The organism is Helicobacter canadensis MIT 98-5491, from assembly GCF_000162575.1.
Taxonomy (GTDB): Bacteria; Campylobacterota; Campylobacteria; order Campylobacterales; family Helicobacteraceae; genus Helicobacter_D; species Helicobacter_D canadensis.
This window is the reverse complement of record NZ_CM000776.2, coordinates 1,423,291-1,438,154: the sequence shown is the minus strand read 5'-3', so window position 1 is coordinate 1,438,154 and position 14,864 is coordinate 1,423,291. Positions and strand designations below refer to the sequence as shown.

11 protein-coding genes and 2 pseudogenes are annotated in these 14,864 nt (G+C 32.5%); all 13 read left to right on the top strand.

Annotated features, from left to right (window positions below; all coding sequences use genetic code 11):
- The first annotated feature begins 5 nt into the window (after positions 1-5).
- Complete coding sequence (locus tag HCAN_RS07085; RefSeq protein WP_006656961.1) at positions 6-272, top strand: DUF2018 family protein; 267 nt, start codon at positions 6-8, stop codon at positions 270-272.
- Positions 265-702, top strand: coding sequence for a hypothetical protein (locus tag HCAN_RS07080; RefSeq protein WP_006656427.1), 438 nt, complete (start codon positions 265-267; stop codon positions 700-702). The genes HCAN_RS07085 and HCAN_RS07080 overlap by 8 nt, the downstream gene beginning before the upstream one ends.
- Complete coding sequence (locus HCAN_RS07075; RefSeq protein ID WP_006656426.1) at positions 680-1,600, top strand: polyprenyl synthetase family protein; 921 nt, start codon at positions 680-682, stop codon at positions 1,598-1,600. The genes HCAN_RS07080 and HCAN_RS07075 overlap by 23 nt, the downstream gene beginning before the upstream one ends.
- Positions 1,601-1,608: 8 nt before the next feature.
- Positions 1,609-2,937 carry a glutamyl-tRNA reductase gene (gene hemA / locus HCAN_RS07070; RefSeq protein ID WP_006656425.1) on the top strand — a complete coding sequence of 443 codons (1,329 nt, stop codon included), beginning with the start codon at positions 1,609-1,611 and terminating at the stop codon, positions 2,935-2,937.
- The gene (locus HCAN_RS07065) at positions 2,937-4,673 is read left to right on the top strand and encodes a proline--tRNA ligase (RefSeq protein ID WP_006656960.1); all 1,737 of its coding nucleotides are present in this window, start codon (positions 2,937-2,939) and stop codon (positions 4,671-4,673) included. The genes hemA and HCAN_RS07065 overlap by 1 nt, the downstream gene beginning before the upstream one ends.
- A gap of 52 nt (positions 4,674-4,725) precedes the next feature.
- Entirely contained in the window at positions 4,726-5,127 is a 402-nt protein-coding gene (locus HCAN_RS07060) for an FxsA family protein (protein ID WP_006656423.1), read from the top strand.
- A 2-nt stretch (positions 5,128-5,129) separates the two neighbouring features.
- Positions 5,130-6,074: a hydroxymethylbilane synthase gene (gene hemC, locus HCAN_RS07055; protein ID WP_006656422.1), complete on the top strand. Its 945-nt coding sequence runs from the start codon at positions 5,130-5,132 to the stop codon at positions 6,072-6,074.
- 91 nt (positions 6,075-6,165) lie between these two features.
- Positions 6,166-6,585 carry a fluoride efflux transporter FluC gene (locus HCAN_RS07050; RefSeq protein WP_006656421.1) on the top strand — a complete coding sequence of 140 codons (420 nt, stop codon included), beginning with the start codon at positions 6,166-6,168 and terminating at the stop codon, positions 6,583-6,585.
- 383 nt (positions 6,586-6,968) lie between these two features.
- Complete coding sequence (locus HCAN_RS07045) at positions 6,969-8,201, top strand: HipA domain-containing protein (protein ID WP_006656419.1); 1,233 nt, start codon at positions 6,969-6,971, stop codon at positions 8,199-8,201.
- Between the two features lie 189 nt (positions 8,202-8,390).
- Positions 8,391-9,239 (top strand): NHL repeat-containing protein, encoded by an 849-nt coding sequence (locus HCAN_RS07040; protein WP_006656418.1) that lies wholly within the window; start codon positions 8,391-8,393, stop codon positions 9,237-9,239.
- 260 nt (positions 9,240-9,499) lie between these two features.
- Positions 9,500-11,826: pseudogene (hsdR, locus tag HCAN_RS07035) on the top strand (EcoAI/FtnUII family type I restriction enzme subunit R).
- 3 nt (positions 11,827-11,829) lie between these two features.
- A pseudogene (locus tag HCAN_RS07030) lies at positions 11,830-12,759 on the top strand (HamA C-terminal domain-containing protein).
- On the top strand, positions 12,749-14,863 hold the full coding sequence (locus HCAN_RS07025; RefSeq protein ID WP_006656414.1) for a DEAD/DEAH box helicase: 2,115 nt from the start codon (positions 12,749-12,751) through the stop codon (positions 14,861-14,863). The pseudogene HCAN_RS07030 and the gene HCAN_RS07025 overlap by 11 nt, the downstream one beginning before the upstream one ends.
- The last annotated feature ends 1 nt before the right edge of the window (position 14,864 follow it).

Here is a 14,864-nt window from a genome sequence, read left to right as displayed (position 1 = left end):
GTATGATGGATCATATTTTTGAAGGATTACCACAGGATAAATGGACAGAGATTGTTTTAAATGCCTCCCATTCTTCAAGCAGTGTTGAGCTTAGAAGGATTTTGGAGAGATTAGCGGCGATGGAAATTTTGTTAGAGAAGCGATTAGGTGAGACTTGGGAGGAAGAATTGCAATATCTTTTAAGTAGTGAAGAAGTTTCTGAAGAAATTCATACGCATACACAGAATCTTGCTATCGAATCTATGGGGAATATTTTGACGCAAAATGAGTAAAATCCTTTTTTTGCTTCTTTGTGGAATCTCATTGCTTTTTGCTCCTATAGAGTGGAAAGCGCAAAACACAATAGAGCTAAAAAAAGATGAATTTTATGTGATGAAGTTGCAAGCCAATCAAGCACAAAAAACTTTGTATTTTCGTTGGACTTTACTTAAAAATGATGGATTAGTGATGCATTTAAATTATGATTCTTTTCCGCATCAATTTGTGCTTTATGAGGATTATCAAAGAAATTGTTATAAGATAGCTTTGTGGAAACCTGTTGAGGGTTATTACAAAGAAGAGCCTTATTTTATGCTTTGTTTTAAGGATTATAAACGCGTAGAAAAAATTGCAACTTTAAAATATTATATTTATGAGGGTAATCGAGATTTTAATATTATCGATGAAAGGAAGGTGGCTAATGGAAGTTTTGGCACAAATTAATCAAAAAATCCAAGATTTTTTAGAAGAGCTAGAATCTCCAATTGTTCTAGGATTATCTCAAAAGATTCAAAGTGGCAAGATGTTACGCAGTAAGCTTGCTTTGAATATTGCTGGTGAAAGTGATGAGTGCATTTTATTGTGTGCAATTATTGAAATGATACAAAATGCTTCTTTATTGCATGATGATGTGATTGATAATGCGACAACACGAAGATCTCAGCCTTCTATTAATGCAATTGCAGGGGATAAAAATGCAATTATGCTAGGAGATGTTTTATATTCTAAAGCCTTTTGCGAATTGAGCGATTTTCAAGAGAGTTTTCCGATGATTCCGCGTATCGTTTCTAATGCAGTAACTCTATTGGCTATAGGAGAAATGGAGGATGTGGAATTAGCCAAACAATTTAACGCTAATGAAGCCAAATATTTAAAAATGATTGAACACAAAACGGCTTCTTTAATTGAATCAACTGCTTATGCTGCGGCGTTTTTGGCAGGTAGGAATCAAGAAGAAGCAAAAGATTTTAGAGTATATGGTAGAAATTTGGGAATTGCTTTTCAGATTATTGATGATGTTTTAGATATTACTGCAAATGAAAAAATGCTAGGGAAACCAATATTGAGCGATTTTAAGGAGGGTAAAGTTACCTTGCCTTATATTTATTTGTATCATAGTTTAAATGGATTAGAGAAAAAGCGTTTAGAAAATGCCTTTAAAAAGGAGCTATCTAAAGAAGAGCAAGAATGGATTTTGCAGAATCTAAAAGAAAGTGGAGCGATACAAAAGAGTATTGATTTGGCAAAACATTTAGGAAGAGTTGGGATTGAAGCTATTTCCAATTATTCTTGTGATAAACTTGTAAAAATAATGGAAGAAATGATTAATAGAGATTTTTAAGGCTAAAAATGGATTATTATATTTTAAGTTATTCGCATAAGAATACCGATATTGCATTGCGTGAAAAATTAGCACTAGATACAAAAAATAAAAATACTAAACAATTATTGTTAGAATTGGTGGAAAATAAATTTATAGAAGAAGCAGTTATTCTTTCAACCTGTAATCGTATTGAATTTATTTTGAGTGTGCATAATCCGCAAAAGGCAGAAGAATTTTTGTTTGCAAAATTATGTGATTATTCAGGAATTAGCGAAGATTCTTTGAAAAAACACGCCGATTCATATGATAATATCGCTGCAATCCATCATCTCTTTAGTGTGGCAAGTTCTCTTGATAGCCTTGTTATAGGAGAAACACAGATTTCTGGGCAGCTTAAAAATGCTTTTAAATTTTCTTATGATTTGGGTTGTTGTTCGCTTAGCCTCTCTCGTGCTATTCATTTTGCCTTTCGTTGTGCAGCAAGTGTGCGTAACTCTACAAATATTTCGCGAAACTCTGTTTCGGTTGCTTCTACAGCAGTAGCAAAAGCAAAGGAAGTTTTTGGTGAATTAAAAGGGCAAAAAGTCCTTGTTGTGGGTGCTGGAGAGATGAGTTCATTATGTGTTAAGCATTTAATCAATCACGAAGCACAAATTGTTTTGCTTAATCGCGATATTGGGAATGCAGAACATTTGCGTGAAGAAATTTTAAAAAGCAGTCCTAATGCAAAAATTGAAGTGGCAAGCTTTAGGGATTTAGGGGTTTTGATTAATCAACTTCCACTTGTTTTTACGGCTACAGGTGCGCCTCATACTATTATCACACAAGATATGATAGAAAAAAAAGAAATGTTGCGTTATTGGTTTGATTTGGCAGTTCCACGCGATATTGATCAAGTGTGTGATGAAAAAATACATATTTTTGCAGTGGATGATTTGCAAGATATTGTTAAAAAGAATCTTGCCCTAAGAGAAGAACAAGCCAAAGTTGCTTATGGAATCGTTGGGCGATGCACTCAAGAGTTTTTTGCTTGGTTGCAGACTTTGAATGTGGAGCCATTAATCAAAGCAATTCGCCAACAAGCTAAGGATTCTAGCCTTAAAGAATTGCAAAAGGGGATTGCTAAAGGTTATTTGCCTAAAGAGTATGAAAAGAATATTGAAAAAACTTTGCACAATGCGTTTAATACCTTTTTGCATCAATTAACTATCAATCTAAAATCTGTGGCAAATACTTCAAGAGGTGATGGTATTATCGAATCATTGCGTTTTTTATTTGAAGAGAATACAGAGACAATGATGGTTGAAAAATATAAGTGTGAATATTCTGATAATAAACCGCTAAAGGAAGACTAATGAGATTTTCTAAATTTTTTATTCCGACTTTTAAAGAAGTTCCAAAAGATGTGATATTAAAAAGCCACGAATATTTATTAAGAGGCGGTTTTATTCAACAAATTGGGAGTGGAATCTATAATTTTTTGCCTTTGGGTAAAAAGGTGTTGGATAAAATTTCTAGAATTGTTAAAAATAAAATGGATGAAGCAGGAGCTAATGAAGTTTTATTAGGCTGTGTAACTCCAGCGAGTTTATGGCAAGCAAGTGGTCGCTATGATCGTTATGGAAAGGAGCTTTTGAGATTTAAAGATCGCAAAGAAAATGAATTTGTCTTTGGTCCTACGCATGAAGAAACAATCACAGAACTAGCAAAGACATATATTAAGAGTTATAAGCAATTACCTTTGCATTTTTATCAGATTCAAACTAAATTTCGCGATGAGATACGACCGAGATTTGGGTTAATGCGTGGAAGAGAATTTATTATGAAAGATGGCTATAGTTTTCATAGTAATTATGAAGACTTAAAGCGTGAATTTGATGTAATGGAAAAAACTTATAGTGCGATTTTTTTAGAACTTGGATTGGATTTTAGAGCAGTAGAAGCAGATAGTGGTGCAATTGGTGGAAGTGGTAGTAAGGAATTTATGGTATTAGCAGAGAGTGGGGAAGATACGATTTGCGTGTGTGATTCTTGTTCCTATGCAGCAAATTTAGAAGCAGCCAATCGCCTCCCTAAAATGCCTTTGACAACTCCTCCTGAAGCAAATTTTGCAAAATTTCATACTCCACAAATTAGGACTATTGAATCTTTGGCGGAGTTTTTTAAAGTTGATTCTTATTGGACTTTAAAAGCAGTGGTTAAGAAAGCTTTGTTTGATGGCGGAAAGAGTGAATTTGTATTTTTCTTTTTAAGGGGTTGTGATAGCCTTAATGAAACTAAGGCGCTTAATGCAATCAATGGGGCTAATGAAATAGTTGATGCAAGTGAGGAAGAGTTAAGAAAGCTTGGTTTATTTCCTAGATTTATTGGTCCTTATGCTTTGCGTAATCTCACTCAAAGTCCTTATATTTATTTTGACTTGGAATTACAAAATGCTAAGAATTTGATTTGTGGGGCTAATGAAGAGGATTATCACTTTGTGGGCGTGGATTTGGGGCTTTTTGAAGGTTTGGAGTTTAAGGATTTATTGGAAGTTAAAGAGGGAGATTATTGCAAGGAATGCCACAAAGGGAAGCTTTATTTTACTAAAGGCATTGAAGTGGGACATATTTTTCAATTAGGAGAAAAATATTCTCAAGCAATGGAAGCGACTTTTTTAGATGAAGAGGGCAAAGCAAAGCCTTTTGTTATGGGTTGTTATGGAATTGGAATCTCAAGGTTACTAGCAGCCATTATTGAACAAAATCACGATGAAAAAGGTATGAAATGGACAGCCACCACCGCACCTTTTTTGCTTGATATTGTGGTTTCAAATATTAAAGATGAAAATCAAAGTGAGTTAGCAGAAAAGATCTATCACGCCTTAAGTGCAAATGGAATAGAGTGTTTGCTAGATGATAGAAAAGAGCGTTATGGTGCTAAAATGGCTGATTTTGAGCTTATTGGGATTCCTTATGCGCTGATTGTGGGTAAAGGTGTAGAAGAGGGCAAGATTGAGCTTGTGTGTAGGAAGAATCTAGAAAAAATAAATTTAGAAATTGCTGATTTTGAATCATTGATAGAGAAGATTAAGCAGAATTTGCAAATGTGAAGATAAACTTCATAAAAATACTTTAAGATTTGCCCAAAAAGAAAGGTTTTGTATGCGACTTGTTTTGCTTGTGATGTATTTGATTATTGAAGTATTTGTAAGTTATGAAGTGATTTATATAATCGGTGTTTTAGGATTTGTGCTAGAGATTCTTGTGAGTGCTTTTTTGGGATTTGGGATTTTATTGAATTTCCGATTGTTCTTTGGGGAAGCTTTGGAGAAGTTGCGTTTAAAAGAGATGACTTATGAGGCTTTTGTGGGATCTAATATTTTTAGAATCTTGGGGGCGATTTTATTGATTTTACCTGGTGCTTTTACTGATATTTTGGGTTTATTAATGCAATTTAGCGTTTTTGGCTTGATGCTTGTTAAGCCTTTTGTGAAAGTGGATTCTGCAAAACAAAATTCTGATATTATTGATGTGGAAGTTATAGAAAAAGAAATAAAGGATTAAAGATGCAAAAAATTATCATAGGCACAAGGGGAAGCGTTTTAGCACTTTGGCAGGCAAATTTTGTAAAAGATTCTTTAGAGAAGCAATATCCTAATTTGCAAGTGGAATTAAAAATCGTTAAAACTAAGGGCGATAAGATTCTTGATGTGCCTTTAGCTAAGATTGGCGGAAAAGGGCTTTTTACTAAAGAATTAGAAGAGTTAATGCTAAAGGGTGAAATTGATGTGGCGGTGCATAGCCTAAAAGATGTCCCTGTGGAATTTGTTGAGGGGCTTGGTTTGGCTGCGATTACTAAGCGCGAGGATGTGCGAGATAGTTTTTTGAGTTTTAAATACAAAAACTTACAAGAATTGCCACAAGGTGCAAAAGTGGGGACAACTTCACTAAGGCGTGTAATGCAAATTAATACTTTACGAAAAGATTTGGATTGTATGAGTTTAAGAGGGAATGTGCAAACGCGACTTAAAAGGCTAAAAGAGGGGGATTTTGATGCTATTATTTTAGCACAAGCGGGAGTGAATCGCTTAGGGATTGAAGGGGAAGTGGATTGTATTGCGCCACTTGATTTTATGATTCCTGCTATGGGACAAGCGGCATTAGGGATTGAATGTAGAGTGGATAGCGAAGTTGCAAAATTACTTGAATTTTTAAACGACACAAAAGCTTCTTTTGAGACAAGTGCTGAGAGAGAGTTTGTAAAAACTTTGGAAGGTGGTTGCCAAGTCCCTATAGGCATTAATGCAACGCTTGAAAAAGATAATTTAACTATTAGGGCAATTTTGGGGATTCCTGATGGATCTAGGATTCTTAAAGATGCTAAAGTATGTGCCGTTTCTAGCTTGGAGGATTGTAAAAAAGCAGGGAGAGATTTTGCGCTAGAATTTATTAAAAAGGGAGCAAAAGAGATTCTGCAAGAAGCGCAAAAGTGGGAATTTATTAAAGCTTAGAAATAAAGGTTATTTAATCTAGACAATAAGGCTTTTATGGCTTTGAATTATTTGATTGAACTTTTAAGTGGTTTTGTCATAAAGGTAGATAATGAATTTATACACAATTGTATTGGTGGGTTTGGGTGGCTTTTTAGGAGCTGTGTTACGCTTTTTGGTTTATGAAGTGTCTTTTAAAATTTCTAGCTTTTTAGCTAATGTAACTAATATGCAATTTATTTCTTTGTTAGCTACATTGTTTGTTAATATTGTAGGTTCTTTTGCTTTGGGATTCTTGTTTGCTTATATCCAAAATGAAGAATTTAGTCTATTATCCAAAGATGTTTTAATGAGTTTCTTTGGTGTTGGGCTTTTGGGAGCATTTACGACTTTTTCTACTTTTTCGTATGGGAATTGGTTGCTTTTACAAAATGGATTGTATGGACAATTATTGCTTAATATTCTTTGTAATGTTGGACTTTGTCTTTTGGCTGTGTGTGGTGGATTTGCGATTTATAAAATTAGTGGGTAAGATACAAAGTGATTTGTGAAAAATAGTTCACTTTTTGTTTGAGTGTTGCTTGGTGATTGATTTTAAAATTTATCCTTTGGGGAAGCTGTGGAAGAAGAAGTGAATAATGTCCAAGTTGAAGGAGTAGATATGATAAATGGATTTTTTATAATAGGCTATTATTTTAGAGGCATTTATAGAGAGTATCAAGTGAAAAAAATATAAAATATATACACAAGGATTTCCTAAAAACAATGATAAAAGCTAGAAAAGAGCTTATTTTGGAAGTCGCCTTAGTAAAAAATAGAGATAAAAACATTGCAATGCCTAGTTTGTTGTTTAAAACCTTTAGGCAGAAATCCCAACTGCTTTAAAAGGGTGAATAATCACAAAAGGAAAAGATAATGAAATACCTACTTAAAAACAAAGACAAAGTGGTTTTAGAGTTTGAAGTAGAAATTGATAGTGAAATTCTTAAAGGACAAACCATTCATTATATCTCTTTAAAAAATGCAAAAATTTTTAATGAAAATTTGCTTCCAAGAATGGTTGATAAAACAAAATTATTAAGCTCATTAGAATCTTGGATAAAGCAAAGAAAAATTCCTAAAAATAGACAATTTGCAAAAAATGTTCTTGCCTCAATTCCTACAAACATTGAAGATAATTTAATGGCTTATGTAGATATTTCTTTTGCACTTTCTCTAAATGATTCTTATTGGATAATTCCCACAAATAAAGATTACAAATGGAAAGATTATAATCTCTATGAGAATGAGTTTAGCGAGGCTTTAGCCTTAAGTGCTTTTGGGCTTAAAACGACAAAGGCAAATGGCTTTACAAGTTCTCCTGAATACACTACCAATGGAATGTTAAAAAAATGTTGGTATAGGGAAAATGATAAAGTTTGTCTTTATAAATGTATTAGCGAAATGTATAATGGTTTAGGCGAAGCATATAGTGAATATTATATGGCTCAAATTGCTGAAATTATGGAATTTGAACACATAAATTATGATTTAAAAATGTTTCATAATCAATTAGTGAGTTCTTGTGAAATCTTTACAAGTGAAAATGAGGGTTATTTGCCAATTTACACACTTTTAGATGAATCAATCAAAAACTATAATAAATTAAGATTAATGAGAGAGATTCCAAAAATTTATGGTGAAAATGCTTTTAATGACCTTATGGTTTTTGATGCTTTAATTATGAACATTGATAGACATTTAGGTAATTTTGGAATGATTGTAGATAATGATACAGGAGAGATTCTGCGTCCTGCACCGATATTTGATAATGGACTATCTTTTATGGCAACTTTGGATAAAAATGATTTTTGTAATATCGCAAATAGTTTAGATAAAGATATAAGTTATTTTGAATTACAATTTGATGAGCAACTTAAAATATTCATAGAGCCTCGCCACGCTAAAAACCTCCAAAAACTCTCTAGTTTTAACTTTAAAAGACACGAAAAATATAACTTAAGCGAGGAATGGCTAAAACCCATAGAATCTTATATGCAACAAAGAGCTAAAATGGCTTTGAGATTTATAGAGGAACACAAACATAAATTATCTAAAGATTCATCTGAACATTCCAACGAATCTGACAACATACGAACAATGTTATAATAAGAAGTAGAATTCTAAAATTTGCTAAAAACTAGAATTCTAGCTGTATTTTAATATAATACTATCTTTAATTTAAGGGGTTACTTGTTACTTCTTCTAAAAATTAAAAATTTATTTTTAGATAATTATTCTTATTTTTTAAAATTTTGTCTATAATTATATTTTTAATTTTAAGATAAAGGAATGACAATGCTTAAAAAAATCGCAGTAAGTCTTGCTTTGGTAGGGGCTTTGGCTGTAAGTGCTTCTTCTCAAGAGATTGAAGGGTTTTCTCATCCTGAAAGTGTTTTTATTGTAGGTGAAGATGTTTTTGTAGGGAATGTGGGGGAAAAATTAGAGCCATTAAGCAAGGATAATGATGGCTTTATCTCAAAGCTTGATAAAAGTGGAAAAATGATAGAAAAGAAATTTTTATCCAATCTCAATGCACCAAAAGGTATGAATATTATTAATGGCGTTTTGTATGTGGTGGATATTGATACACTTAAAGGGTTTGATTTAAAAAGTAAAAAAGAAGTGTTGAATCTGCCCATCAAAGATGCAATCTTTTTAAATGACATTGTGGCTTTAGATGATGAGAATTTGCTTGTGAGCGACACAGGGACAGGGATTATTCATCAAGTGAATGTTAAAAATAAGCAATATGAAACTTTTGTAGTTGTGGATTCAAAGTTTGGCGGACCGAATGGAATCTTGCTTGATTCAAAGAATAATCGCCTAATTGCCGTAGGCTATGATCCAAATGGAAAGGCTAAAGGAAGCATTATAAGTATTGATTTAACAAGTAAGAATCAAAGTGCATTAAGTGAGCCTTTGGGTGCTTTAGATGGTGTGGTATGGGCTAAAAATGGAGATTTATTGGTAAGTGATTGGGGAGAAAATTTGCAAGGTGTGATTTATCGCTTGGATAAAAATGGAAAGATAGAAAAGCTTGATTTACCAGCTATGCAAGGACCAGCAGATATGGTAAGCGATGGAGAGAATCTTTGGATTCCAAGAATGGTTGAAGGAAAAGTGCTTAAAATTACTTTGCCTTAAAAAATAGCTTAAATTTGCTTTTATACTTCACAAAACCACCGCGAATCTATGGCGGTGGTGAAACTGCTATAATATAAAATATCGTTGTCTTTTAAAGATTAATTTGCTTTTGTTTTTATTATTTATGGATATTGTCATAACTCTATTTTGGATATTTATAAAATAAGTGTGCTATTTGTTAAATATTTTTAAGGTTTGGTTATTTACAATTGAATATTTAAATCAATCAAAGCTCAATAAGAATATTATGGAGAGTATGGATGCCACTAGGGGAAACGGATACAAGAATCAAATTTATCGATACCAAACTCAAAGATTCTGGCTGGAGCGAGGATTTTATCAAGCGTGAATATTATTTTACCGATGGTAGAAAACTGCTTGGAGGCAAAAGGGGTGTTAGAAAATTTGCTGATTATTTGCTGTGCTTCCAAAACAACAATCTAGCTATTATCGAAGCAAAAAGGCTTGGCAAAGATTCACTAGATGGATTATCTCAAGCCATAGAATATGGCGAGATTCTTGGTGTGCGTTTTGTGTATGCTACAAATGGCATAGACATTTATGAATACGATAGACTAGATTCACAAGGTCGCTATATAGATGAGTTTCCAAGCCCACAGATTCTCTTTGATAGGATTTTTGGCAACCTTTTGGAATGGCAACACAAACTCCTAACCCAAAAAGAACTTCATATCCCACAAAAGCCATTGCGTTATTATCAAAAAATAGCACTAGATAGAGTGATACAAGCCCTTATCAATAACAAAAAGCGAATCTTACTCACCCTAGCCACTGGCACAGGCAAGACAACTATCGCCTTTGCACTTTGCTATCGCCTCTTGCAATCCAAATGGAATCTTGATAATGCCAACAGAAAGCCAAAGATTCTCTTTCTTTGTGATCGCATTACCCTGCGAAATCAAGCTTTAAACGAGTTTAATCCCATAGAGGAGGATTGCAAAGAGATTAGTGCAGGAGAGATACGCAAAAATCAAGACAAAGTGCCTACAAGTGCTGATGTGTTTTTTGGTATCTACCAAAGCCTAAGTAGCGAGGAGAATATTCAAGAAGACGCCGAACAAGACAGACACAAAGAAGAAAGCAAGTTGTATTTGCATACCCAAAAGATTTCTTTGATCTTATTATCATAGATGAATGCCACAGAGGCGGAGCCAATCAAGAGGGGAGCTGGAGAGCAGTGCTAGATTATTTTGCGAGTGCGGTGCATTTGGGGCTTACTGCCACACCAAAGCGAAGCGATAATGTGGATACTTACAAATATTTTGGCAACGCTGTGTATGAATACAGCCTAAAAACTGGGATAGAAGATGGCTTTCTCACACCTTATAAAGTCAAGCGTATCATCACCACTCTAAGCGATGGCTATACATACAACCCCGATGACATTGTGCAAGGCGAACTACAAAGCGGACATTATGCGCCAATCAAGTTTGAGCGTGAGATCACACTACCCAAATACAACGAATTTATCGCCAAAAAGATTCTAGAGCTTATCGAGCCTATGGATAAAACGATTATCTTTTGTGTCAATCAAGCCCACGCAAGTGCTATAAAAATCGCCATTGATATACACAAAAAGATTCAAAGAGATGATTATTGTGTGAGAGTTACAAGCGATGAGGGGACTATAGGACTAAACTATCTTAAAGAATTTCAAGACAATGATAAAAGCTATCCTGTGATTCTCACAAGCTCCAAAATGCTAACAACAGGTGTCGATGCTAAAAATGTCCGAAATATCGTGCTTTTAGCAAATATCGGATCAATGATTGAGTTTAAGCAAATCATAGGGCGAGGCACAAGAGTGTATGAGGGCAAAGACTTCTTTACAATACTCGATTTTTTTGGTGCGACCAAGCTTTTTTATGATCCAAAATGGGATGGAGAAAGCAATGCCATAGATGAAGAGAGTAGCACAGATTCTGATACTAGTTTCCCTGCAAGCACCAAAAGCAACGAGCAATCAAACAAAACAGATAAGACGCCAAGCCAAAAGGTGGTGATTCACCTAAAAAGCACCAAACTAAAAGTGCTAGATATACAAACGCGTTATGTAGGAGGAGATGGCAAACCGCTAGGCACAAAGGAGTTTTTGGAATTTCTCATCGGTAAGCTTGGTGCATATTATGATGATGAAAAGAAACTAAAGGCGATGTGGAGTGAGCCAAAAAATAGACAAGCATTCTTAAAAAGTCTCCAAAATGATGGGATTGATGATGAAGTGTTAGAGAATCTACAAGAGATTTTTGAGCGAAAAGATTGCGATATTTATGATATTTTGGCGCACATTAGCTTTAGCAGCGAAATCGTATCACGCAGTGAGCGAGTGATAAGCGTGAGAAAAAGTGGCTTTTTGCAAAGATTCCATAAAGAGAGAGCTATAAGGCTTATAGAGTTTTTGCTTGGATATTATGAAAAACACGGAATCAACGCCTTTGACAACATTAGCACTTTGCTAGAGCTTAGCTCACTTGGCTCTACACAAGAAATCATTAATGACTTTGTCGGAATCTCTGCACTAAAAGAGAGCATAGAGGATTTACAAAGGGAGATATATGGGGTGTGAAAAATGGAAAATAAAATGATAAATACTTATGTAAAAAATCATGCTAATGATAATTTTATTATGATTTTAGATGAAACTCTATGTCATCAATATCATCATTTTTTACTATCCATTTCAAATCAATTTGAAAGTAAAAAGTGGAAAATGAAAAATTTTAAAAATTTTATTATTACTAATTTAAAAGAATGCACTCTAACAGAACAAGAAAGGCAAAGTTTAGCAGGCAATGAAGGTGAAATTTTAGATAAAGCTATCTCAAAACTAAGAATAAATGAAAGAAGTGGAGAGATAGGAGAAATTTTCCTCCATGGTATCATGAGGGAATATTACAATGCTCTACCTATTGTTCCTAAAATTTTTTATAAACAAAATCGCAATGTAGAAGCATTAGGATTTGACAGTGCCCATTTAACTATAGAAAATCAAGAATGCCATTTGTGACTAGGAGAATCAAAGTTGTATGATAAATTAGATGATGCTATAAGAAATGCTATAAAATCTCTAAAAGATCATCTAAGTGACGACGAAATTATGCGTAATGAAGCTAGAATAATTGCAAATCCATATGAATTAGATAATTTAGCAAAACATCATAACATTCAGGCAAGCACATTGGCAAATTTCAAGCAAATTATTAATGAGAATATTAATCTTGATGAATTAAAAAGCATTTTACATGTGCCAATATCTATTATTTATAATTGTGATTATACAAAAAGCATTGAGGAAATTACCGACGATTATAAAACAACAATAAAAAACTTTCATAAAGAAAAGGGGAATAAAATATCAGAGGAAATCAAAAAACTTTCAAATAAAATTACATATATCGATAGAATAAAATTTCACATAATTTTATTTCCTGTTCCTGATAAGGAGGAAATTATTAGCAAAATAAATAAAATCTTTGAGAGTTACAGAAATGCCGACTAATGAACAAATTGGTGAAAAAATTTTTGATAAATGTGTAGAAATATATGAAATTCTAAATAATGATAAAGAAGCAGAAGCTAAAGAAAAGCTTTTGTATTTGCTTGATGAAATTCAAGATAAAGCTTTATATCCACCTATACTAAATCATCTTATCAGACAATTTGGGTTATATCCCTATATGAATCAAGATACTTCAATTTTAGAAGACAAATTCTTACTAGAATGTTTTAAGGCAAATATCGGAGAAGACGAACCAAAAGTTTTACATAGAGAACAATCAAGAGTTTTAAAAAGACTTTTAAGTAATGAAAGTCTTATTCTTTCTGCTCCAACAAGTTTTGGCAAAAGCTTTATTATCGATGCTCTAATAGCTATGAGAAAACCAAAAAATATATTAATCATTGTTCCTACAATTTCTTTATTGGATGAAGCTAGAAGAAGACTTATAAGGAAGTTTCATAACTATAAAATAATTACAACCACACAACAAATTAATCTTGAAAGCAATAATATCTTTGTCTTTTCTCCAGAAAGAGCAATTGAATATTTTTCATTTATGAGCAAAGAAAACGTAAGGCTTGATTTTTTTATCGTTGATGAGTTTTATAAAATATCAAAAGAATACGAAAATGAAAGATTTGCTCCACTGCAAAATGCTATTTTGAAATATATGAATATTTCTAATCAAAGATATTATATTTGTCCCAATATAGATAAGATAAAAAATGAAAATAGTATTCTTTCCAAAGGAATGGAATTTGAATGCCTTAACTTCAACACTGTTTTTATTCATATTAATAAATGTTATGAGGATAAGGATTTTAAAAAGGAAGAAAAAATTATAGAAATAGTAAAAAAAGATGAAAAAACTCTAGTTTATACCCAAAGTCAAAGCAATATAAAGAAAGTTTGCAAAATCTTGGTGGAAAATGCCATTATAGAAAATTCAAATGCTTTATTGGAAAATTTTGCAAAATGGTTATCAAAACATTATGGAGAACACTACCTTAATGATACATTAAAAATTGGTGTGGGAATACATCATGGAAGACTTCATAGGTGTCTATCACAATTACAAGTAAGATTATTTGATGAAAAAGATTTACTAAAAACCATTGTTTCTACATCTTCTTTAATAGAAGGGGTTAATATTCCAGCAAAAAATCTTATTTTATGGGATAAAAGAAATGGAACAAAAAATATAAATTATTTTACTTATAAAAACATTATAGGTAGAAGCGGAAGAATGTTTAAATATTTTATAGGCGAAGTATATTTATTTGAATCCCCAAATGAAGATAGCAATGAAGAAAAGATATTAGATGTAGAAATCAAATCAGAATCTTTATCTATTAATGATGAGATAAATAATGAAATTCCCGATAATATACAAGCAGAAGTTAAAAACAATCAACGAGAGATAATAAACTTAATAGGAGTGGATAAATTCAATTTACTCAAAAAAGAAGCTTCATTAAAAAATGATTTAAAAGTTATTAAAAAAATAATTCAAATATTGCAGTATAAAGATTTTGATTGTGGCATTTTTACGCATTTATTTAATGACGAACCTGACAAATGGTATATCTTATCTAAAATTGCGTCTATAGGAGAATTTCATTGTAAAAATATTGGCGATATAAATACTGTTGAGTTGGTAAAAAAATTATCACAAAATTGGACTAAGCCGCTACCAGAACTTATTGAATATATGGGTATTGATTTGGATGATTTTTTTAAACTTGAAAATCATGTAGCTTTTAAGGTCGCATCGATATTTTCTGATATCAACACTTTACAAAAGATACTCTACCCCGAAAAAGCGATAGATATTTCAAGTTTTGTTACAAAACTTTCAAATGCCTTTTTGCCATCTGTGGTTTATACCCTTGAAGAGTTTGGACTCCCTAGAATCGTTTCTAAAAAACTTCATAAATGTGGATTCATTGATTTTGAAAATAAGGATTTAGCAATAGAACAAGTATTAGATAAATTTAAAGAATGTACAGCTGATGCTATAATCAATAAATTAAAAGAAAAAAATCTTTACGATGATTTTGAAGATTATATATTAAATTATTTTTATGAAGGTTTAGGGCAATAAA